This is a genomic window from Legionella erythra (assembly GCF_001467615.1).
GTDB classification, from domain to species: domain Bacteria; phylum Pseudomonadota; class Gammaproteobacteria; order Legionellales; family Legionellaceae; genus Legionella_C; species Legionella_C erythra.
This window is the reverse complement of record NZ_LNYA01000018.1, coordinates 78,071-98,098: the sequence shown is the minus strand read 5'-3', so window position 1 is coordinate 98,098 and position 20,028 is coordinate 78,071. Positions and strand designations below refer to the sequence as shown.

Sequence of the window (20,028 nt, the reverse complement as noted above, 5' to 3'; positions counted from 1 at the left end):
CATACAAAAACCGATTCTCCGTATCCTGCAAGCTATAAAATAGCATAAATGTTTAAAAATTCATAAACCAGGAGCCCTAGTGCTTTCAGGCAAAAAAATCCCCGCTTGGCGGGGATTTTTGCGATTTAGCCCAGTAAGGTCCAGGCTTGCGACCAGGCAAGACCGACACCCGGTTCATAGTAGGCAGCTGACTGCGTGCACCAGCCGGAATAAGGCCAGGGTTTGCATTGATAGCGTTTGTGATCAAGACGGCCTAAAACAATCGTGCCGGCCGTGTACGTGCTGATTCCGTCCGGGTAGACCAAATCCGTGCTGGTGGAAGGCTCGGTAAAATCAACCATCACATGATAGCTGCCTGTATCGGCATCACTGAGGTAAATTTTGTTGGCTTGGTTGGCCGCAAGCACCACTTGACCGCTTTCCGGATCAAACAGACCAATACGCACCAGTGAAGACGAGTTATTGACAGCCGTGCCTAAAGCCAGGGGCCATTGCGTACCGGTATGGTTGCTGGCGTTGACCGTAATGCTCTTGCTTTCTACTTCCACTTCGTGTTTAAACACCCGCAAAGTGACTTTGGTATTAACCGCAATATCACCGGTTCCGTAAAAATTCTCAAGCTCGTGCCAGGTTGGCGCCTGTGCGGCTCCGTCGATAAATACATCACTGCACCCGTAAAACGCTTCAGGGCTGTCTTCGCGTTGCCAAATCATGTAAAAAATCCGTTTCCCGGTCATGTTGGCCGGCAGGGGGCAATCCATTTGATAGCGGCCATTCGCCAACGTCACGCTGGTGATGGTGCAAAACGGGCTGTCTTCAAGATCAGACCATTTTAAAGGGGTATTGAAATCATACCCGTCTTTCGTGGCATAAAATTTGAAATACTTGGTTTTATGAGGCGCCGTCGCCACAAAAACAAATTGAAAATGTCCATTGGCATCAGGATGTACCACAGACGTCGTCCAATCGCTGCGTGCCAAATTAAATCCTTTGAAAAAGTCCCTGCCGCCAGCGCATAACTGCCCATCGGCAATCAATGCACGGTGTTGATCGTTAGCCGCGCCCTGATTCACTTCGTGCCAGTTATACAAGGGTTGTGCCCCTCCCACCTGCACCGCCGCCTTACAGGCAGCTGACTTGGGGCTTTCAGGCCCTTCTTTGTAGCATTGATAGGTTCTGGAAATGGGTGTTTCCAAAGACCCGTGGGCAAACAGCGAAAAGCTGGCTATTGCAAGACCAATACTTCCTACTAGTTTTTTCATCATTCATCCTGTTATGACATTAAAAAAATGCGCCTCGAAAGAGGCGCACGCTACATCAACTGCAGACACCATTGATAACGCAAGGTCTAAGATCGGTGGCAAACCGAAAGTTGTTGCTTTGATCGAACGTCACTTCCCAGTTAAACACGCCGCCGAGAGTGCCATAAGCGCGGGGAGGAACATACGAGCCGCAACTGGTGCTGCCGGCCGTTGCCGTTTTCAGGCACTCGATGGCGCGCTTGATGGTGCTTGTCGGGATAACAGGCGAGCCATCACCGCTGCCATTGGCATTGGCGGCAAGGTAACCAATGACAACCTGGGAAGGATTTAAGTAACTGATATAGGGCTTAAAGCCTGTATTGCTGCCATTGGGTAATTGTGCTGGCCAGTTTTCCAACAGGTCTGCGGCCATGGCCACACTGAAATCAGGGTTGCTGGTCGGCGTTGGACCGTAGCACACCATGTCGATGCCGAACATGCAGCCAGTGTTGTAAAGCTGAATACCCACCCAGGCTAAGGCATCATGCGTCTGCATGATCAGGGAGGCATAGTTACCCCAGACGCCATCAAATCCGCTGGTTGCCGCCACATTGGCCGTTTGCGGGGCCATGGTAATCAACAAATTGGGATCCTGGCTATACATGGTATTGATAATGCTCGCTAAGACGGCAATATCCCCTTGCGGATTGCTAAACGTACCGCCGCCATTCAACCCGTGCTCGATGTCAATATCAAAACCATCAAACCCGTATTCATCCATCAAACCCCGCAATGAGGCCATGAAGGTTTGTTTGAAGGCATCCGGTGACGAGGCAGCGGTTAATGCCTGATGGAAATCCACGGTGGTGTTCGGCAAGCTGGTCAATGCACCGCCTAATGACAGGATGACCTTGATGCCTTTTTCATGCAGCGACTGGATATAGGGTTTGGTTACCGTATCAAACGCCGGTGTAATCTGGCCTGGATTACTGGTGCTGAAGACACCGAAAGCGACCATCATGTGGGTATAACCCGCATCGGCAAGCGCTTGCGCAGTCGGCGGTGTTTTCCAGCCAGGGAGATAGCCAATGATGCGTCCATTACTGACCGGATTCGCGGTTAAGGTGACGGTTTCAACGGCATTGGCTGTGGCGGTCAGCGGCTGGGGTGAAAAACTCACGCTGTAGCCAGATACCGCCTGCCCTGATACGGTGTAAATCACGCCATCAATCAAGGAAACCACGGCAGTCCCGCTGCCATTCACCAGATCCACCGTTTGCACAACCGGCGCGGATTGATTATTGGGTGTAAAGGTTATATTCAGCGTTGTTAATGAGGCAGGCGCACCCTGTACATTCAGAGTCACAGAATCCTGTACAACCTGCACGCACTGATAGGTGAGGTTGGTGGTTGGAACCGTGGTTTCATTAGCAATGACAGTCGCCGGCGTAAAAACAGGCTGGCAATGCGCATTGTTAAACGAAATGGGCGCTGTTGAAAACTGGTAGGATGCCCCGTTTTTCAATTGCGTCACCGTCACGGCATTCCCCCAGGTCAGGGCTTGTGATTGTGAAGCACCTGTCTGCGTATTGGTCAGTAATACCGCGGGATTTTCCGTATAACCCGTCAACTCAGCTGGCAGGGCTTGCAGATTGATACTAATTTTCCCTGTCTGTGGAATCAACGCGTAGCTGATTGTTGCATTGGCTGTCTGGTTCGCTACAACCGACACGGTGCTCGGAACAGCCGTACCCTGATAGGTGTTACCGTCGGTACCGGTGACTGTTTCCGCAGAGAGCCCATACGTCCCGGCGGCAAGACCGCTGATTAATTGGGTATTGCTCCAGGGCAGTTGCACATCCCGGACAGGTTGGCCGTTTAAGGTCACATGAACCAGCGCATAATTATTAACCACATTTGCCGGTTTGGCTGCGCTGTTTGTCAACTGCAGACTACCCGTGTTGACTGCCGTGCCTGAATAAACATTCACTGTCCCGTCTATGTGGCTGTCAGTAAAATCGCCGTATTGAAGCGTAATGGAACTGCCAGCGGGTAATTGACTTTTGGCGCCAGGGAATGTGGGGAAATGCAGGGTCAAGGTGGCTAAATAATTGCCGCCTGGTTGCGGCTGAGAACTGATATTGAGCGTGTTGTCCGGGTAAGACAAGGGTCCGAAATCGCCCCAGAACGAGGTATTTAAGGCCGTGGTTGTCTGAAAAGTGACGGTTGAGTTTTGAAAATCAACTGGCTGCCCGCAACTGTTGGTTAATTTTAGATTAATGGATTTCCAATGTTGATTACCTGTGGCAGTAAATTGGGACATAATACAGGCGATAGGCTGAATGTTAGCCGGCGGGGGAGTCGAATAAGCAGTCGCCGTTGAAATGGTAGTCAACGCGCCCAAACCCAATAGTAAATATTTCATTCTCTCCTCCCTGTGATAATTAGATTTTTAATCTATCATAAATTTTCGTTATTTAACAAATAGGTAGATAGACATCTTTACCCGCCCCCCACAGGGAAAGAAGGTTTTTGATTTTTGCGGAACTTTTGCTGACAGAGGGTGTCTAACAAGTGAGCATTTCCCCGAATGCTCATTCCCGCATTGCCCTCTTTTGCGGGAATGCGCTCATGGAGCGCAATAACTTCCCCGGTATTTTTACCGGGGTTTTTTTGCAGTTAAAACCTGTCTATACTCCTCGTAGTAATCCATCAAGAGTCACGTTTAAGGATAAATCATGCCGCGTATTGCCCCGCTCTGGCTGTTCGTACTTCTGTTATTGCCGCTGACCGCGCAAAGTTCTATTCCTGACCAGGCGCAATTATCCGTCTGGGCCAATGAAGCCATTGTCGCTACCTATACCTATGATTATAAAAATTACCTGAATCAGCAGCGTGCCATTGCCAAATACTTCAGTGCCCAGGGATGGACGCAGTACAGCGCGGCGCTCAATGCTTCGGGCTTGCCGGAAGCCGTGCAGAAAAACGCCTATTTTGTCAGTGCGGTCGCCTTGTCGCCGCCCGTCGTTAAAGCCATCAGCGATCAGCAATGGCAAGCGGTTATGCCGCTTTTAGTGGTGTATAAAAATCCTCAATATCAGCAAAAGCAGGCATTGGAAGTCAGCATCACGTTTAGTCAGGCCCCTTCAGGGCAAGGGATTCGGGGTTTAGCCATCAATACCTTGCAAGCCAAAATTAAAAAACCGGCCTGTCGTTGCGATATGGAGGAAGAGGATGCTAATGCAGCCAGCGATAGCCCACAACCATCAAATGCAGTGCAATAAAAAACAACAGCAGGAGAATGATAACATCAAGTTTCTTCGGCAGCCTGATATCAAGGACCGCCTGCTCAGGCGCTTCTGGATTATAATAGACATCAATGGCTTCGTTACGCTCGAAAGCCATCGCAGCCCGGTAGGCGACTTTGCGGGCATGCACGCTGGAAAAAGAAGTATGGGCACTGTTTAACAGCAAGGATTCCCCGATGTATTCCCGCTCATTAACCCAATAGGCATAGGTAATTTTTGGCCACAACTGATGCCCTTCTTTGGTCCAGTTAAACTGCGTGATATGACCTGTGGTCTGGGGCCATCGCAGGCTTTTCTTCAGCTGACGCCTTTCCTGCCAGAAATAAAACAGCATGAACAACAGGAAAAGCAACCAGACCAAATCAAGCATTACATGTCCGACAACACCCATTATTTTCCTTTCTATTTATCAGGGTGCCTGCGATCCTTCAGGGGAAGGGGCAGGCACGGCCGCTGCTTTTTTAGCGCGTGCTTTAATGAGCAGGTATGCACCCACCACAAGCAACACGATAAGACCCACCGACATCAGGGGACGTGTCGCAAACCAGGCGATGGCTGTGATGATAATCCACACGGAAAGTCCCAGCAGGAACGCGACAAACCCCGTACCAAAACCAACCAGCGTGCCCAGGAATGGTAAGACATCAGCTAAAACCACCAGCGGATTTAAAATCAGCGAAAAACCGCCAATTAACATCAACAGTGTAACACCGCGAAGAATCCATGCCAGCATGGTATTTTCGGATTGAGCCTGTTTAAACATTTGCTCGGGGGATTGCTGCCCGGTCACCAGTAACAAAACCGTTTCACCGGCTGGCGCCAGATAAGGTTGCAGTGTATTGCCCGTTTGTTGGGCAACAATGCTGACTGTCTGCGGGTAGACCGCATTGAGATTGATGCGTAAATCACCGGGTGCAGGATTTTGTGGATCCTGTCCCAGATAAATCTGGTCGCCGTTAACATGGACCGGTTTGTTGTACTGGTTTTTCAGTGCATCGGCATTCACCGGCTTTAAATCAATGGGCTTGCTGACATCGATTTGGGTAATCAATGACTCCGGCAGGGAGAAATCCCCGACCTTGACCTGTTTGGCATATTGCTGCTGCGGCTGAATGGGCATGGAGGAAGGGTTTTGATGCCCCTGCGGCTCTTTAAAACGGCTGCTGTCAATGACGCTGTCTGACCAGGTTTTATTATAGGTATAGGTTTTAACCGTTCGTTCCGAGCCGCCCATCTGTGACTCGGTACGGGTTTCGGTTTTTTCTTGCCATTGATACATCTCCACCTGACGGTTCAAGCGGATAGCCGTCACGGTGATGCCAAGCACTGAATCGGTCAGTTTGTCCTCCGTGGCCGCTTCCCCACTCAGGTAAACCACCTTCATGTTGTTTTTTTCATCAATAGGGGCATTGGGTACTGAAACCAGTACTTTTTGCGCCTGCTCCAGCGATTGAGCCGTGTGCAGGCTATGGCTTTCATTCCAGAAAGACAACGCGATAGCCGCCACAATCAACACAATACCAATTAAAATACCTACCAGTGCATCTTTAAGGCGGCTTCCCCATGAACGCGTCGTTATTTCTTCAGTCATGAACACTTCTCCCTAAGAGAATAAATGCATTAATCCTTTTTGCTCATGTACAAAATAGCTTGCGTCAATGCCTCATCGGAGCAGTTGGTGCTTACGGATTCATTGCATAATCCATTGTGATGCATTAATCCTTTACCAATTTTGACATTGTACAGGAGGTAATCGACCGGTGTTTTAAATTGCGAGGGATTTTCTTTTGCCTTTAAGGCCGCGTTTTTAAAGACAGCTTCCCAGGCTTTTTCATCAAAGGCCGCCGGTGCTTTAAGACCGCTTGCCAGATTAGGAGCATGGCAGTTTTGACAGGCCGCCTCATAGGTTTTTTGTCCCAGGTCATCGGCAAAAGCCCATGGGCTGATGGCGATCAGCACGGCCAGACTTGACGCTTTGTACATATCCCTCTCCTTTATTTTTCTTATAATTCAGTGTAGAAGGCTTGCAGAAAATATGCCATGGTCGAGTGCCTGTAATCCGGTACGAAGCAGGTGACGACGCAAAGGAACGGTATATACTACTTAAAGAGCCTTGGAACAGGTAACCAGCCGCGGATTACGCCCAGGAACTGCATGATATATAAAACCAGCAAGGCCAACAGAAACATGTTGAATAACAAATTGATCAAGGGAGCAATGACAACATAGCCATTCACCAGCCATAATAGCAAGGCACAAATTAAAACCATGATTAATTGATTGGGATTAAACATGATCGTTGCCTCGTGTAAACCTCATGTTTAATTTTATGCCAGTTATTGTCATTCTGTCATCCTGGTTTACCTGATAACAAAATAGAACATGGAGAGAACTATGACTAACCAAGTATCTGCTGCACCAGAAGGATACAGCACCATTACCCCCTACCTTATTGTCGACAATGCCAGCCGGGCCATTGATTTTTACAAGCAGGTTTTTGGTGCGGTGGACGTGATGCGCCTGGATAATCCGGATGGCAAAGTTGGCCATGCTGAACTTAAAATCGGCGATTCTAAAATCATGCTGGCCGATGAATGCCCTGAGATGGAAATTCATGCACCGGACAATTATGGCGGTTCGCCTGTCGGAATTCACATCTATGTCCATAATGTCGATGACACCATGGGGGAAGCCATTAAAGCCGGCGGTACGCTGTGCCGTGAAGTGGCGGATCAATTTTATGGCGCTCGCAGCGGGGCGTTTAAAGATCCATTCGGCCACACCTGGTATGTCGCCACGCATGTGGAAGACGTGTCTGAAGACGAAGTCAGACGCCGTGCCGCTGCACTATTCGCCAAACAATAGCCCCTGGCTTGGCTATACTAGATTTAAAGACTGTTGGTCATGCTGTTGCAGGGGAAATGTTCCTTCCCCTGCCCATGTTCATTGGCTGTACCTCTTGTTACCAAAACTGAACTGAGTATAATCATTCGCACCCCCGTGCGAGAAAAGGAAGGAGTCATAATGATCGCAAAGACACCGTTGCACGCCGCGCACCTGTCTCTGGGCGCCAGGATGGTTGATTTTCATGGTTGGGACATGCCGCTGCACTACGGCTCGCAACTCGACGAGCACCATGCTGTACGCAAGGACGCCGGGATGTTTGATGTCTCTCACATGACCATCGTGGACGTGCTGGGTGCGGGTGGACGGCAATTTTTACGCAGGCTGCTCACCAACGATGTGGACCAGCTGCAGCACACCGGCCGTGCACTCTACAGTTGCATGTGCAATGAGCATGGCGGCATCATTGACGATCTCATTGTCTATCAGCGCACATCGGATAATTACCGCCTTATTTTAAATTCAGCGACCCGCGATCATGATTTAAAGTGGATCCGGGCAAAAAGCAGCGGCTTTTCAGTTGGCTTACTTGAACGCCCTGAACTGTCCATGCTGGCTGTGCAAGGCCCCAACGCCATTGCCAAGGCCCTGAGTGTATTAACACCGGCACAAATTGATGCCATCTCCACCCTGACCAGCTTTGAATGCGTTGATGTCGACGATTATTTCTTTGCCCGTACCGGCTATACCGGCGAAGATGGTCTGGAAATTGTGCTTCCAGCCAAACAAATCGGTCATCTCTGGGAAGCCCTGCGCCAGGCGGGTGTTAATCCCAGCGGGCTCGCAGCACGCGATACCTTAAGGCTCGAAGCCGGGATGTTACTTTACGGCCAGGATATGGACGAAACCACCACCCCCCTGGAATCCGGCCTCGCCTGGACAATTAAATGGCAACCAGAAGACCGTGATTTTATCGGCTCAGGCGCCTTGTTATCCCAAAAGCAGCAAGGAATTAAACGCAAAATGGTGGGCCTTATCCTCAAGGACAAAGGCATTATGCGACCCGGTCAACGGGTGGTCGTCAATGGTCATGCAGACGGCGTAATCACCAGCGGCACTTACTCCCCTACCCTGGCACAGTCCATTGCTTTGGCCCGCGTGCCTGTGGAAACCGGCGAGGAGGTCACGGTGGATATTCGCGGCAAACTGATTCCCGCCCAGGTCACGAAACCCCGCTTTATCAAGCAGGGCAAACCAATCTGAGGGCATGGGCAACGCTTGTATCAAAAAAAGGAAAAAGAATGAACGATTTAAAATTTACCCAAACCCATGAATGGTTAAAGCAAGGTGACGGGGAAATGATTGTGGGCATTACTGATCATGCCCAGCAGTTGCTCGGCGACATGGTCTTTGTCGAGTTGCCCGAAGTAGGGGATGAAGTCAATGCCGGGGATGAGCTTGGCGTGGTTGAATCCGTCAAAGCTGCTTCGGATTTTTATGCCCCCTTAAGCGGCACGGTCATTGCCGTGAATGAGGAGGTGAACAGCAATCCTGCGCTGGTGAATGCCGATCCTTACGGAGCAGGCTGGCTGGTCAAAATGAAGGCTCATAATCTGGCAGAGCTGGAGAACCTGCTCAACGCCGAGCAATACCAGCAAGAGATAGCAGAGGATCATTAACATGCCTTACACACCGCATACGCAAGATGACATCCAGGCGATGCTTAAAACCATCGGCGACACCGGTATTGAGAACCTGTTTGACGAAATTCCTGCCGATCTTCGCTATCAGGAATTAAAAAATATCCCTGCGGCCATGAACGAGATGGCCATGCTGCGGCAGGCTCGAGACTTCGCGTCTAAAAACAGCAATGCTTGCTGTTTTATCGGTGCGGGTTGTTATGAGCATCATATCCCCGCAGCCGTTTGGGACATTACCTCACGCGGTGAGTTTTTAACGGCCTATACGCCTTATCAGGCCGAAGCCAGCCAGGGTACGCTGCAGTTATTGTATGAATATCAAACCATGATTGCCGAGTTAACCGGCATGGAGGTAGCCAACGCCTCCATGTACGATGGAGCAACAGCCCTGGCTGAAGCCGTACTCATGGCCGTACGGATTAACAAGCACAGCAAAGCCAACCGCATTCTGGTTGCTGGTACGGTTCATCCTTTTTACCGTGAAACATTGGAAACCATCGTTCGCAATCAGCACATTGAAGTCATTACCCTGCCTTTTGATGACAAGCAAGGGATTACGCCGCTTGCAGCCGTTGAAAAATACAACAAGGAAGACATCACGGCACTGGTGATAAGCCAACCCAATTTTTTTGGTTGTCTTGAAGAGGTCGACGGCTTGTGTGACTGGGCCGCTCAGCATCAGGTTATCAGCATTGCCTGCGTCAATCCGGTTTCTTTAGGCTTATTAAAGCCACCTGGCGAATGGGGAACCAACGGGGTTGATATCGTTTGCGGCGAAGGCCAGCCGATGGGATCGCCCATGGCCTCAGGCGGCCCTTATTTCGGTTTTTTCAGCACTCGCATGGCATATGTACGGCAAATGCCTGGACGCCTTATCGGCAGAACAGTCGATAAAGACGGAAAAACGGGCTTTACTTTGACCCTGCAGGCCCGTGAGCAGCACATCCGCCGCGGCAAAGCGATGTCTAATATTTGCACCAACCAAGGTTTGTTGGTCACCGCCGCCACCATCCATATGAGTCTGCTTGGTCCAGACGGACTTTATCAGGTGGCATCAAGCTGTCATCAGAATACGCAGGAACTGGCAGACGCCTTGTGCCGTATCCCCGGGGTGGAGCGTGTTTTTGCCGCACCGTTTTTTCATGAAGTGTTGTTGAAAGTCAATCAACCGGTCGATCATGTGCTTCATGCGTTAGCTGAACGGGGGATTGCAGGCGGTTATCCGGCCGCAAACCATTACCCGGCCTTGCAAGACACCCTGTTAATCTGCGCCACCGAAATGCGTACTCAAGAGGACATCAAGCAGTATGAAGAGGCGTTAACCCACATTCTGAGTAAGCGAGGCAGCTGATGTTTATTGTGCAATTAACGTATAAAACCCCGATTAGCGAAGTCGACAAATACCTGCAGGCGCATCGTGAATTTCTTGACTATCACTACAAGCAGGGGCTGCTGCTGGCTTCAGGTCCCATGGTACCCCGCACCGGCGGCATCATCATCGCTACCACCAAAAACAAGGCACATCTGGAAGACGTGCTGAAACAGGATCCCTATTACCTGGCTGAAATTGCCGACTATCACATCATTGAATTTACGCCTGTGAAGCACCGTGACGAATTAAAGGCGATCATTCAAAATTCGGAGGGAAAATTATGTTGATTTTTGAGCGTTCGCAAACGCATCGGCAAGCCACCGCGCAAGCCCCGGGGCCGCAGCGCCCCTCTCAGGATATCCCGGCGCGATTTTTACGTAAAAATCCACCGCGTCTGCCATCCTGTTCTGAGTTACAGGTGGTCAGGCACTACACGCGTTTGTCGCAAAAAAACTTCTCCATCGACACCCATTTCTATCCCCTCGGATCCTGCACCATGAAATACAATCCCCGTGGTGTCCACAAGGCCGCCATGCTTGAAGGCTTCAACAATCGCCATCCGCTGACGCCCGCCGAAAACAGCCAGGGATTTTTACAGGCGCTCTATGAGTTGCAAACGTATATTGCCGAAATAACGGGCATGCCCGGCGTCTCCTTAACACCGATGGCAGGCTCCCAGGGAGAATTTGCCGGGGTAGCCATGATTAAAGCCTATCATCAATCCCGTGGCGATACGGCCAGGGATGAAATTCTCATCCCCGAAGCGGCCCATGGTACAAATCCCGCTTCCGCAGCCATGTGCGGTTTTAAGGTGGTTGAAATTGAAACATCGAAAGACGGCGATATCGATTTGGATGTGCTGAAAAGCAAAGTCGGACCGAGAACCGCGGGGATTATGTTAACCAATCCCTCCACACTGGGTCTGTTCATGCGTCAGATTAAAGACATCGCGACGATTGTCCATCAGGCCGGTGGATTACTCTACTATGATGGCGCCAATCTTAATGCCATCCTGGGTAAAGTGCGTCCGGGCGACATGGGCTTTGACGTCATGCACTTAAACCTGCATAAAACATTCGCCACCCCACATGGCGGCGGAGGTCCGGGTGCAGGCCCTGTTGCAGTCGGCAACCGCCTGCTGCCCTATTTACCCTTGCCCATTGTGATTAAAGAGCAGGATCAGTACCGTTGGGCAGCCCGCGCCGATTACCCGCAAAGCATCGGCCGTCTCTCAACGTTCATGGGCAATGCCGGCATTCTGTTGCGCGCCTACTTTTATATCCGTGTATTGGGTAAAGAAGGTTTGTCGGAAGTGGCTGACCTGGCCACCTTGAACGCCAATTATTTATTGGCCTCTTTAACCAAAGCAGGATTTCATGCGGCCTATCCCGGACGACGCGCGAGCCATGAATTCATCTTAACCTTAAGTCAGGACAAGAAAAATTTTGGCATTACCGCCATGGATCTCGCTAAACGCCTGCTCGACTACGGCTTCCATGCGCCCACAACTTATTTCCCGCTGTTGGTGCCGGAATGCCTGTTAATCGAACCCACCGAAACCGAATGTCGGGCTGAGCTCGACCGTTTTATTGCGGCCATGCAGGCCATTCGGGAGGAGGCGCAGAAAAATCCAGAGCTTGTTCAGAACGCACCGCATACCATGCCGGTTAAACGTCTCGATGATGTCCGGGCCGCGCGCGAGCTGGATTTGAATTTTTACGGCCGGGAAAATTAATTCCCGGCGGTGCAATCTTTTTATTGAAAACCAATAGAAAGTCGTTATTTGTCGATTATACTTAGCTTAGACGCGGTAAGAAATTGATGGAGCCAGTTCTGGGAACTTTATTTGCGCGACAAGAGATTTTTAATAGTTCCGGCACGGTATGCGCTTATGAATTGCTGTATCGTGATGGCGACAGCTTACAGGCCAATCTTAGTCCCGCCAATTCCTTCGAAGGGGATAAAGCCACCTCCTTCGTCATTTCGCATTTATTTGCCCATCTTGATCTGGAATTAATTATTGGCAGTTACCCCGCTTACATTAATTTCACCCGCAAGCACCTGATTGAACAAATCCCCAAATTATTACCCAGCAATAAAATCGTCATTGAAATTCTGGAAGACACCTATGTGGATGACGAACTGATTGGGGTTGTTCACGCGCTGGCCAAGCGCGGGTATAAATTTGCACTTGATGACTTTGTCTACAAAGACGAGTTACTGCCTCTAATCGCGATTGCCGATGTCATCAAAATCGATGTGTTGAATTTATCGGAAGCCGAGGTCATTGAGCAACTGGCACTGTTAAAAAACCTTAAATTTAAAGGCAAACTCCTTGCTGAAAAAATCGAAACCAGGCCGCATTTTACCCGCTGCCAGGAATTGGGATTTCATCTTTTTCAGGGTTATTTTTTTAATCGCCCCGATTTAATCCGCGGTGAAAAAATTTCAGAAAATAAAACCCATTTACTGCGACTGCTCACGGAGTTGCATAATCCCGATATCCACATGGAGCGTGTGGAAGAAATTATTCTGCAGATTCCCAAATTAAGTTACCGTATTTTAAGGCTGGCCAATTCAGCCGCCTTATACGCAGGGAAAAAAATTGATAGCCTCATGGATGCCATTCAACAACTGGGGCTGATTCAAATCCGCGACTGGATAAGCCTTTTACTGGTTTCAAGCCTCGATGATGTCGCCCACAGCGTGCTTGAACAAACCTTGATTCGTGCCAAAATGTGCCAATCCCTGGCTCGGCAAACCGGAATTGCCCCGCCGCATCAGGCTTACACGGTGGGGATGTTATCGACCCTGGACGCTGTTTTAAATGAACCCATGCCGACCCTGCTCGCCAAAATTTCTTTAAGTGAGGAATTAAATAAAGCCCTGCTGCATCGTAAAGGCGGTATAGGGCACATCCTGTCGGCGGTCGAATTTTATGAACGGGGAGAATTTGAAAAACTGAGGGACTTTAATTTCCCACCCGACAGCTTCATTTCTGCTTACCTCGATGGCATTGAATATTCCAATCACGTGATGCAATTACTGGATTAAGTCCGCATGACTTGACACAACATCTGGATAATATTGAAAAAAATGCCATCTTCAGGCAAAAACACTTTGCCTCGTAAAAAAAATAAGTTATAACAGATTAACCCTGTATCAAGGATTGACAGGCGAGTGGACAGCATCCGTAGATGCTGGCAGGACGATTTCATGGAGTGAAGAATGAATAATAAAGTATTCTCACAACGTTTCAATCGTGAATTGGCGTTGTTGGATTTCCCAGAAGATATTACAGAAAAGACCAAGGCCGTGGCCAAGGTTTTCGGTGTCACCCGCCATTTGGCCAATGCCATGCTCTTTGGCCATTTGCTGCCGTCACCGGAGCAATTGGACAAGATCGCTGAAATTCTTGAAGTTTGTCCACAATGGCTCAGTGGTGTGACCGATCGCAAAAAAGCATATTCTGGTAAAGAAACGGCGGAGACCGAGTAGTTTTTAAGCGTTTGCGGTATACTTGCAGGCAAACCCATGTGCACAGTGCTCATGGGTGCTATTGCCATTTTGAGAACCTATTATGGAATGCCTAAGTTATTGTATCGGTAATACCATTGATCTGACCCGTCTGGATCATCATTTTAAAACAGCGCTGGTTGGCTATTCATCCGTTCGTTCCCGCGATGTATTAAAACTAAGCCCCATTGACGCCAATACCTATACCCTGTTTGTTTTTAAAAACGGGACAGTGGTCTCCTGGGGGATTAAACGCCACCGCATACGCAATTACCTTGATACCATTCGCCTGTTTGTCGACAAACCGGTCCCCTTCCGTGTTCGTGATGAGTTCAGCTATCAAATCGGTGATCGTACCGCCATTGAGCCCCATGATTTTTTTGATGTGGATTGCCTCATCATCGAAGGCGATAATGAAGAACTGAAATTGAGCCTTTCTTATGGTTTTTCGCAATCAGTCAAACTGCAGTATTTTGAAACGGTCATTGAAGCCTTGATTGAAAAATACACCCCCATGATCCAAAGCATCTCCAATAAAGGCCAGATGCGAATCACCCGCAATCAGATAAGGCAGGTTATCGGCGAAATTTTAGGGACCATTACTGAAATGAATTTAATCAGTAATTTCCTCTACCATCCCAAATATTTCTGGCAGCATCCAACGCTTGAAGAATACTACACGATGCTGGAGCGCTACCTTCATATCCAGCGCCGGGTAAATGCCCTGAACCATCGCTTAGACACCTTAAACGAAATTTTTGACATGTTTAACAGTTACCTGGAAAATCGCCACTCTCATGGTTTGGAAGTGATCATTATTGTTTTAATTACCATTGAAATCATTTTCAGCGTATTAAATCTCCACATCTGAGATTGCCAAGCCCGGTGTTCGTTGTGTACGATTGCGTTTTACCCCAAGTACCCTTAGAACCATGGAAAAAGCCAAAAAGGATGTTGCTTCGGTTTCAATCACTCAAGAAATTATCGCCGGCATAACCACCTTTCTGACCATGGTCTACATTGCCTTTGTCAACCCGGCCATTCTCCATGAAGCCGGCATGGATCAGGGTGCTGTATTTACCGCCACCTGCCTGGTGACGGCCTTTGCCTGCGCACTCACCGGCTGGTGGGCCAACACCCCCATTGGCGTCGCGCCAGGCATGGCGTTAAACATCTATTTCACCTACAGCGTCGTGCTTAGCATGGGCATTGACTGGCCGCATGCCCTGGCCATGGTATTCATTTCCGGTCTGCTGTTTTTTATCGTCAGCTTAACACCCCTCAGGCGTTTGCTGCTTGAAGCCATTCCACAAAATCTGCAAATCGCCATCCTCATCGGCATCAGCCTGCTCATTGCACTGATTGCTTTAAAGAGCAGCCAGATTATTGTCAGCGATGCACACACCATGATGCGCCTCGGCGACATCACACGCATTGAAAGCCTGCTTTTTTTTCTTGGCTTTCTGTTCATTCTCATCCTCGATTATTTTAAAGTACCGGCGGCGATTATCATCAGCATCCTCAGCATCAGCCTTTTAAGCCTGATTGCTGGTTTGACGCATTGGCAAGGCATTGTGGCATTACCGCCCTCCATGCAGGCGACATTTCTAGCGCTCGATTTTTCTGGCCTTTCCTCGATTGCCGCCATCAAAGCGACCTTTACCTTTTTCCTTATCGCCGTCTTTGATGCGACCGGTACGCTGATAGGTTTACTGAATCAATCACTGTTTAAACATGAAAAAGATTACCCACAGCGCTTAAGCCGCAGCCTGACGGCCGATGCAGCCGCCTCGACCTTAGCCGGTGTTTTGGGCTCCGCCAGCACCTCGCCTTATATCGAATCGGCCGCCGGCATTGAGAGCGGCGGGCGCACGGGGCTTACGGCCCTGGTCATTGCCGCCGGTTTTCTGTTGATGCTGTTTTTCTTCCCGTTAGCTCAAATGATTCCCAGCTATGCCGTGGGTCCCGCCTTGTTGTACGTGGCGTGCTGCATGATGAAACATGTCAGTGAATTAAAACTCACAGACATGACCGAAACAGCCCCTTGCATGTTTACTATCATGATGATTCCATTCACCTCATCGATTGCTGACGGGATTGGCAGCGGCATCATTTTGTACACGCTGCTAAAATTAATCACCCGGCAGGCAATCAATGCCTGGGTCATTCTCCTGACCCTTATTTTTGTGGTGTTTTTTATTATCAGTTAAGCGTTCAACTGGTGATAGTGGGCAAGCGCCCTTGTCCGGGCGTGGTCGTGATCCACCAGCGGGACAGGGTAATCCATGCCAAGCGTCAGGTTCAGGGCCGAAGCGGGGGCACGCCAGGGTTGATGAATCCATTTGTTATCGAGGCCACGCAATTCCGGCAACCAACGGCGTACATACTCTCCCTTGGCATCAAATTTCTCACCCTGCAGCACCGGGTTAAAAATACGAAAATAAGGAGCGGCATCCGCACCGCTGCCCGCCACCCATTGCCAACTCGCGGAGTTGTTAGCCAAATCGGCATCCAGGAGCGTCGTCCAGAACCAGGAGGCGCCCAGGCGCCAATCAATCAGTAAATGCTTGGTCAAAAAGGACGCCGCGATCATACGCACCCGATTGTGCATATACCCCGTCTGCCACAACTCCCTCATGCCGGCATCGACAATGGGATACCCGGTTTTACCCCGTTGCCAGGCGTGCAGCAAGCGTTCTTCATTCTGCCAGGCAAACGCGTCAAACGCCGCTTTGACGTTACGGTTGGGTAACTCGGGAAAATGGTAGAGCAGGTGATAGGAAAATTCACGCCAACCCAATTCCGACAAAAAATGATCCGCTGCCTCGTGATCACAGGCGGGGGTTTGCCGTGCCTGCTCAATGGCCCGTGCAATCTGCCAGGGACTAATTTCGCCAAAATGAAGGTGGGGGGAAAGTCGGGACGTCGACGCAGTGAGTGCCGGCTGGTTGCGCTTCTCTTTATAGCCTTGCAATCCCTGGTGAACGAAGCGTTCCAGTTTTTGCAAAGCCCCTTCTTCACCTGGCTGCCAGAAATCGCTGAATGCCGAAGCCCAATTGGGTTTTGAAGGGAGTAATTGCCAGCTGTCAAGCGTCTCACTGCTCACTCCGGTAACCGGCTTTGGCCAGCGGCTGACGGTTACCGGCGGGGGCAGGGTGATTTGTTTTAAACTCTGCTTCCAGTAGGGGGTGAAGACTTTAAAGTAATCACCGCTTTGATTTTTTACCGTCCAGGGCTCATTGAACAAACTGCCATTACTGCTCTCCACGTGAACGCCCATGGCCTGCAAGGCTGCTTTGATCCGCTGATCACGCTCGATGGCTGCGGGCTCGTAACAGCGGTTCCAATACACACTGTCAATTTGAAAGTCACGGATTATCTGTTGCAGCAAGGTCAGAGGATCACCGCGCCGAAGGTGTAAACTTAAACCCTGCTGCTGCAATTGCTGCTCAAGCGACAACAAACTGTGGTGCAGCCACCAGTGCTGTGCAGCACCCAAATCAGGGCATTGTTCATCGAAAAGATACAGGGGCAGGAGACAATCATGCTGTTGGCAAGCCTTGACCAAAGCTGGGTTATCACGGCAGCGTAAGTCCCTTCGAAACCAGATTAAAGCCTTTGACATGTTTTTATTGACCCACCAGGAGAAATACCAGCATCATACTATCATTGATTCTTGCCGCCAAACGCCATGAACAAACCGATTTCTCTGCATCGCATTGTCGTACCCGGACTGCTTGGCAATATTCTGGAATGGTATGACTTTGCCCTGTACGGCTATTTTGCCGCGACTATTACGCCGCTGTTTTTTCCCAATGACAATGCGACGCTGGCTTTACTGACGACCTATGCGGTCTTTGCTGTCGGCTTTATCATGCGGCCGCTGGGTGCAGTCATTTTTGGCTACATCGGTGATAATTACGGGCGAAAAACCGCTTTGTCTTCAGCCATTCTGTTGATGGCCATTCCCACTACTTTCATCGGCCTTTTGCCGGATTATCACCAAATCGGCCTGGCGGCACCCTTGCTGTTAATCCTGTGCCGACTGTTGCAAGGCCTCGCTGTCGGCGGTGAATTCACTGGTTCGATTGTGTATTTACTGGAGCATGCGCCTGCGGATAAAGCCACTTATTATGGATCACTCGCCATGGCCTCGGCTTTTTTCGGCCTGCTGCTCGGCTCAGCCACAGCCGCCGTGACCGATTACTTTACCGTCCCCTGGGCTTGGCGGGTTCCCTTTCTTTTCAGCCTGTTTCTGGGCGTAATTGGCTTGTATCTGCGGCATCATATGCCGGAATCACCCGTCTTTGCCGACCTGCTGGCCGATAAAAAAGCCCGTGGCGTAACCTTCTCGCATTTGTTTAATCATCATCTCACCACCATGATCAAAGCCATTGGGCTAGTCATGCTGCCATCGACTGGTTTTTATCTGTCCTTCCTTTATTTAGCGACTTACCTGCATCATTTTTATCATATTCAATTGCCGCATACGTTGACCATCAACACTGTCACGCTGGCCGTTATCATCCTGTGCTGCCCCCTCATCGGTTATTCAGCGGATAAAATTGGCCGTTACCGGGTGTTGATGATAGGGGCGCTGGCCTTCATGCTGCTGTCCACCCCGCTTTATTACTGGCTTGGCCGCACCACGACACATGCTATCGTTATCACCCAGATTCTTTTTGCTGTGATGGTGACGTTAAGTTATGCCGTTATTCCCGCAGTGCTGATGGCCCTGTTCCCGCCAGCCCTTCGCTACACCGGCCTGTCGCTGACCTATAACCTGGCCAATGCCCTGTTTGGCGGCACGAGTGCATTCGTGGCCACCACGCTGGTGCATTACACCGGTGTTTTAATCATGCCGGGTGTGTATTTAAGCCTGCTCGCAGCGGTGACCTTAGCGGTTATCCTTTGGCAGTGGCGGGCGGACAAGTCTCCGGCTTAAAGACCTGGGGATGTCAATGCCGTGCCGTTTGATCGCGTAAGCAGCGGTAAACTGCCGTTTAACTGGTAATGCCTGACCCGCTCGTTTAATGCGGAACCCGGGGTGTTTATGCAGGTCATTTCTTCCGGGCTAAATGGGTCTGTCGAGCCATTAATCCAGTTCAGTAATTTTCTGGCGGCAGCTAACTGAGGATTCTGGTTGCAAAAGAAAGCGCTGTGTTTACATTCCTCAAGAATTTGACGCAATTCTTTTTTTAAGTCGGCCATCGGAGTTAAATGAAAGCAGGCATTGAATGCGTCGGGTGAGGGAGTAAACAATGCAATTAAATCAATAGGAACTGCGTGCTCGGGGTAATCAAAATCAATGGCGAATGTTTCCGCAAGCAGGCCAATCATCATTTCAAGAATAGCCGCGCTGCCGCGAACACAAGGCATGGCATGAGCTAAATACCAGATTATTTCTTTTAAAACCTTGCCGTTACCCGCCGAGTTATCTATGTCAAGCTGTTGGTAGAGCGCTTCTAATCGCTCAAAAATAGCCTGCAGTTGAGTCCGCGGGGTGTGCACCAGCGCATACCAGGCGATGGGATTTTTGCCTTTCATACCCCTGACGGTATAAAAACAGGTTAACTGCAGCGCATTGTGTTCAAGGTTTAAATAATCGACCCCCTGAATATCCTGTTCTTGCTTTGCTCCCAACAGTAGATACGCAAGCCCGACGCTCTCCTGATTTAAGGGCAAGCATTGGCTTAATGACTGGTAACGGTCTGCCAAACAAGGGAAGAAACTGGCATATCGGCCTTGGTCGGGATGCAACAAGGTTATAGGCGTATCAATGTATTCGCAGTGCTCATCGCGAAGAATACCCAGGTATTCAAGTGACTCCTGCTTCAGGGAGACCGCTATTTGGTGTCTTGCATCAGCAAGAAAACGATACAAGGTCAGAAACGATGGCTTTTCTTTGATAAATAACATTTTGGCCTTGGTCATAGCCTCCTGTTTCAACACCTTCCAGGTGTCCTGTTGGCTGGGATTCCAGGCATTGATTAATGAATTGTCTTTTCTTTGCATGAGTTGCTGCACAAAAAAAGAATAGTATTGTA

Annotated in this window: 20 protein-coding genes; 12 read left to right on the top strand and 8 right to left on the bottom strand. The window is 49.7% G+C overall.

Annotated features, from left to right (window positions below; all coding sequences use genetic code 11):
* Positions 1 to 125: 125 nt before the first annotated feature.
* Both Lery_RS04110 and Lery_RS04105 read right to left on the bottom strand, forming a co-directional pair.
* Entirely contained in the window at positions 126 to 1,265 is a 1,140-nt protein-coding gene (locus Lery_RS04110) for a lytic polysaccharide monooxygenase (protein ID WP_237759139.1), read from the bottom strand.
* Positions 1,266 to 1,317: 52 nt separating this feature from the next.
* Entirely contained in the window at positions 1,318 to 3,666 is a 2,349-nt protein-coding gene (locus tag Lery_RS04105) for a glycosyl hydrolase family 18 protein (protein ID WP_058525987.1), read from the bottom strand.
* A 313-nt stretch (positions 3,667 to 3,979) separates the two neighbouring features.
* Here Lery_RS04105 and Lery_RS04100 point away from each other — a divergent pair, with 313 nt between their 5' ends.
* Positions 3,980 to 4,525: a DotI/IcmL family type IV secretion protein gene (locus tag Lery_RS04100; protein ID WP_058525986.1), complete on the top strand. Its 546-nt coding sequence runs from the start codon at positions 3,980 to 3,982 to the stop codon at positions 4,523 to 4,525.
* On the opposite strand, the gene Lery_RS04095 is transcribed toward Lery_RS04100, so the two are convergent.
* The 4 genes from Lery_RS04095 to Lery_RS04080 all read right to left on the bottom strand — a co-directional run bounded on the left by Lery_RS04095 (position 4,479) and on the right by Lery_RS04080 (position 6,843).
* A complete protein-coding gene (locus Lery_RS04095) occupies positions 4,479 to 4,940 on the bottom strand; it encodes a DUF3592 domain-containing protein (protein ID WP_065230241.1) in 462 nt (153 codons plus the stop codon). The genes Lery_RS04100 and Lery_RS04095 overlap by 47 nt on opposite strands.
* Before the next feature lie 18 nt (positions 4,941 to 4,958).
* Positions 4,959 to 6,140 (bottom strand): TMEM43 family protein, encoded by a 1,182-nt coding sequence (locus Lery_RS04090; protein WP_058525985.1) that lies wholly within the window; start codon positions 6,138 to 6,140, stop codon positions 4,959 to 4,961.
* Positions 6,141 to 6,169: 29 nt separating this feature from the next.
* Positions 6,170 to 6,532, bottom strand: a complete 363-nt coding sequence (locus Lery_RS04085; protein WP_058525984.1) for a c-type cytochrome — start codon at positions 6,530 to 6,532, stop codon at positions 6,170 to 6,172.
* A gap of 116 nt (positions 6,533 to 6,648) precedes the next feature.
* Positions 6,649 to 6,843 carry a hypothetical protein gene (locus Lery_RS04080; RefSeq protein ID WP_058525983.1) on the bottom strand — a complete coding sequence of 65 codons (195 nt, stop codon included), beginning with the start codon at positions 6,841 to 6,843 and terminating at the stop codon, positions 6,649 to 6,651.
* A 100-nt stretch (positions 6,844 to 6,943) separates the two neighbouring features.
* Between Lery_RS04080 and Lery_RS04075 the strand changes: the two genes are divergently transcribed.
* The 10 genes from Lery_RS04075 (at position 6,944) to Lery_RS04030 (ending at position 16,191) form a co-directional block, all read left to right on the top strand.
* The gene (locus tag Lery_RS04075) at positions 6,944 to 7,414 is read left to right on the top strand and encodes a VOC family protein (protein WP_058525982.1); all 471 of its coding nucleotides are present in this window, start codon (positions 6,944 to 6,946) and stop codon (positions 7,412 to 7,414) included.
* Positions 7,415 to 7,573: 159 nt separating this feature from the next.
* A complete protein-coding gene (gene gcvT / locus Lery_RS04070) occupies positions 7,574 to 8,656 on the top strand; it encodes a glycine cleavage system aminomethyltransferase GcvT (protein ID WP_058525981.1) in 1,083 nt (360 codons plus the stop codon).
* Positions 8,657 to 8,694: 38 nt separating this feature from the next.
* Positions 8,695 to 9,072: a glycine cleavage system protein GcvH gene (gene gcvH / locus Lery_RS04065; RefSeq protein ID WP_058525980.1), complete on the top strand. Its 378-nt coding sequence runs from the start codon at positions 8,695 to 8,697 to the stop codon at positions 9,070 to 9,072.
* A 1-nt stretch (position 9,073) separates the two neighbouring features.
* Positions 9,074 to 10,444 carry an aminomethyl-transferring glycine dehydrogenase subunit GcvPA gene (gcvPA, locus tag Lery_RS04060; protein WP_058525979.1) on the top strand — a complete coding sequence of 457 codons (1,371 nt, stop codon included), beginning with the start codon at positions 9,074 to 9,076 and terminating at the stop codon, positions 10,442 to 10,444.
* Positions 10,444 to 10,752 carry a YciI family protein gene (locus Lery_RS04055; RefSeq protein ID WP_058525978.1) on the top strand — a complete coding sequence of 103 codons (309 nt, stop codon included), beginning with the start codon at positions 10,444 to 10,446 and terminating at the stop codon, positions 10,750 to 10,752. Before gcvPA ends, Lery_RS04055 begins: the two co-directional genes overlap by 1 nt.
* Positions 10,746 to 12,200, top strand: a complete 1,455-nt coding sequence (gene gcvPB / locus Lery_RS04050) for an aminomethyl-transferring glycine dehydrogenase subunit GcvPB (RefSeq protein WP_058525977.1) — start codon at positions 10,746 to 10,748, stop codon at positions 12,198 to 12,200. Before Lery_RS04055 ends, gcvPB begins: the two co-directional genes overlap by 7 nt.
* 86 nt (positions 12,201 to 12,286) lie before the next feature.
* Entirely contained in the window at positions 12,287 to 13,519 is a 1,233-nt protein-coding gene (locus tag Lery_RS04045; RefSeq protein ID WP_058525976.1) for an EAL and HDOD domain-containing protein, read from the top strand.
* Positions 13,520 to 13,693: 174 nt separating this feature from the next.
* Positions 13,694 to 13,963, top strand: a complete 270-nt coding sequence (locus Lery_RS04040) for a hypothetical protein (RefSeq protein ID WP_058525975.1) — start codon at positions 13,694 to 13,696, stop codon at positions 13,961 to 13,963.
* Positions 13,964 to 14,045: 82 nt separating this feature from the next.
* A complete protein-coding gene (locus tag Lery_RS04035; RefSeq protein ID WP_058525974.1) occupies positions 14,046 to 14,852 on the top strand; it encodes an RMD1 family protein in 807 nt (268 codons plus the stop codon).
* A gap of 61 nt (positions 14,853 to 14,913) precedes the next feature.
* Positions 14,914 to 16,191: an NCS2 family permease gene (locus tag Lery_RS04030; RefSeq protein ID WP_058525973.1), complete on the top strand. Its 1,278-nt coding sequence runs from the start codon at positions 14,914 to 14,916 to the stop codon at positions 16,189 to 16,191.
* On the opposite strand, the gene Lery_RS04025 is transcribed toward Lery_RS04030, so the two are convergent.
* Complete coding sequence (locus Lery_RS04025) at positions 16,188 to 17,606, bottom strand: cryptochrome/photolyase family protein (protein WP_058525972.1); 1,419 nt, start codon at positions 17,604 to 17,606, stop codon at positions 16,188 to 16,190. The genes Lery_RS04030 and Lery_RS04025 overlap by 4 nt on opposite strands.
* Positions 17,607 to 17,672: 66 nt before the next feature.
* Between Lery_RS04025 and Lery_RS04020 the strand changes: the two genes are divergently transcribed.
* Positions 17,673 to 18,926 carry an MFS transporter gene (locus Lery_RS04020; protein ID WP_058525971.1) on the top strand — a complete coding sequence of 418 codons (1,254 nt, stop codon included), beginning with the start codon at positions 17,673 to 17,675 and terminating at the stop codon, positions 18,924 to 18,926.
* Here the strand turns inward: Lery_RS04020 and Lery_RS04015 are convergent.
* Complete coding sequence (locus Lery_RS04015; RefSeq protein ID WP_193392298.1) at positions 18,923 to 19,996, bottom strand: hypothetical protein; 1,074 nt, start codon at positions 19,994 to 19,996, stop codon at positions 18,923 to 18,925. The genes Lery_RS04020 and Lery_RS04015 overlap by 4 nt on opposite strands.
* Between the last annotated feature and the right edge of the window lie 32 nt (positions 19,997 to 20,028).

Excerpts from the sequence above, each read along its gene's own strand:
- gcvH (WP_058525980.1), top strand. The coding sequence starts at position 8,695 with ATGAACGATTTAAAATTTACCCAAACCCATGAATGGTTAAAGCAAGGT.
- Lery_RS04035 (WP_058525974.1), top strand. The coding sequence starts at position 14,046 with ATGGAATGCCTAAGTTATTGTATCGGTAATACCATTGATCTGACCCGT.
- Lery_RS04095 (WP_065230241.1), bottom strand. The coding sequence starts at position 4,940 with ATGGGTGTTGTCGGACATGTAATGCTTGATTTGGTCTGGTTGCTTTTC.
- gcvPB (WP_058525977.1), top strand. The coding sequence starts at position 10,746 with ATGTTGATTTTTGAGCGTTCGCAAACGCATCGGCAAGCCACCGCGCAA.
- gcvPA (WP_058525979.1), top strand. The coding sequence starts at position 9,074 with ATGCCTTACACACCGCATACGCAAGATGACATCCAGGCGATGCTTAAA.
- Lery_RS04040 (WP_058525975.1), top strand. The coding sequence starts at position 13,694 with ATGAATAATAAAGTATTCTCACAACGTTTCAATCGTGAATTGGCGTTG.
- Lery_RS04090 (WP_058525985.1), bottom strand. The coding sequence starts at position 6,140 with ATGACTGAAGAAATAACGACGCGTTCATGGGGAAGCCGCCTTAAAGAT.
- Lery_RS04015 (WP_193392298.1), bottom strand. The coding sequence starts at position 19,996 with ATGCAAAGAAAAGACAATTCATTAATCAATGCCTGGAATCCCAGCCAA.
- Lery_RS04020 (WP_058525971.1), top strand. The coding sequence starts at position 17,673 with ATGAACAAACCGATTTCTCTGCATCGCATTGTCGTACCCGGACTGCTT.
- Lery_RS04030 (WP_058525973.1), top strand. The coding sequence starts at position 14,914 with ATGGAAAAAGCCAAAAAGGATGTTGCTTCGGTTTCAATCACTCAAGAA.
- Lery_RS04110 (WP_237759139.1), bottom strand. The coding sequence starts at position 1,265 with ATGATGAAAAAACTAGTAGGAAGTATTGGTCTTGCAATAGCCAGCTTT.
- Lery_RS04085 (WP_058525984.1), bottom strand. The coding sequence starts at position 6,532 with ATGTACAAAGCGTCAAGTCTGGCCGTGCTGATCGCCATCAGCCCATGG.
- Lery_RS04045 (WP_058525976.1), top strand. The coding sequence starts at position 12,287 with ATGGAGCCAGTTCTGGGAACTTTATTTGCGCGACAAGAGATTTTTAAT.
- Lery_RS04105 (WP_058525987.1), bottom strand. The coding sequence starts at position 3,666 with ATGAAATATTTACTATTGGGTTTGGGCGCGTTGACTACCATTTCAACG.
- Lery_RS04055 (WP_058525978.1), top strand. The coding sequence starts at position 10,444 with ATGTTTATTGTGCAATTAACGTATAAAACCCCGATTAGCGAAGTCGAC.
- Lery_RS04080 (WP_058525983.1), bottom strand. The coding sequence starts at position 6,843 with ATGTTTAATCCCAATCAATTAATCATGGTTTTAATTTGTGCCTTGCTA.
- Lery_RS04025 (WP_058525972.1), bottom strand. The coding sequence starts at position 17,606 with ATGTCAAAGGCTTTAATCTGGTTTCGAAGGGACTTACGCTGCCGTGAT.
- gcvT (WP_058525981.1), top strand. The coding sequence starts at position 7,574 with ATGATCGCAAAGACACCGTTGCACGCCGCGCACCTGTCTCTGGGCGCC.
- Lery_RS04100 (WP_058525986.1), top strand. The coding sequence starts at position 3,980 with ATGCCGCGTATTGCCCCGCTCTGGCTGTTCGTACTTCTGTTATTGCCG.
- Lery_RS04075 (WP_058525982.1), top strand. The coding sequence starts at position 6,944 with ATGACTAACCAAGTATCTGCTGCACCAGAAGGATACAGCACCATTACC.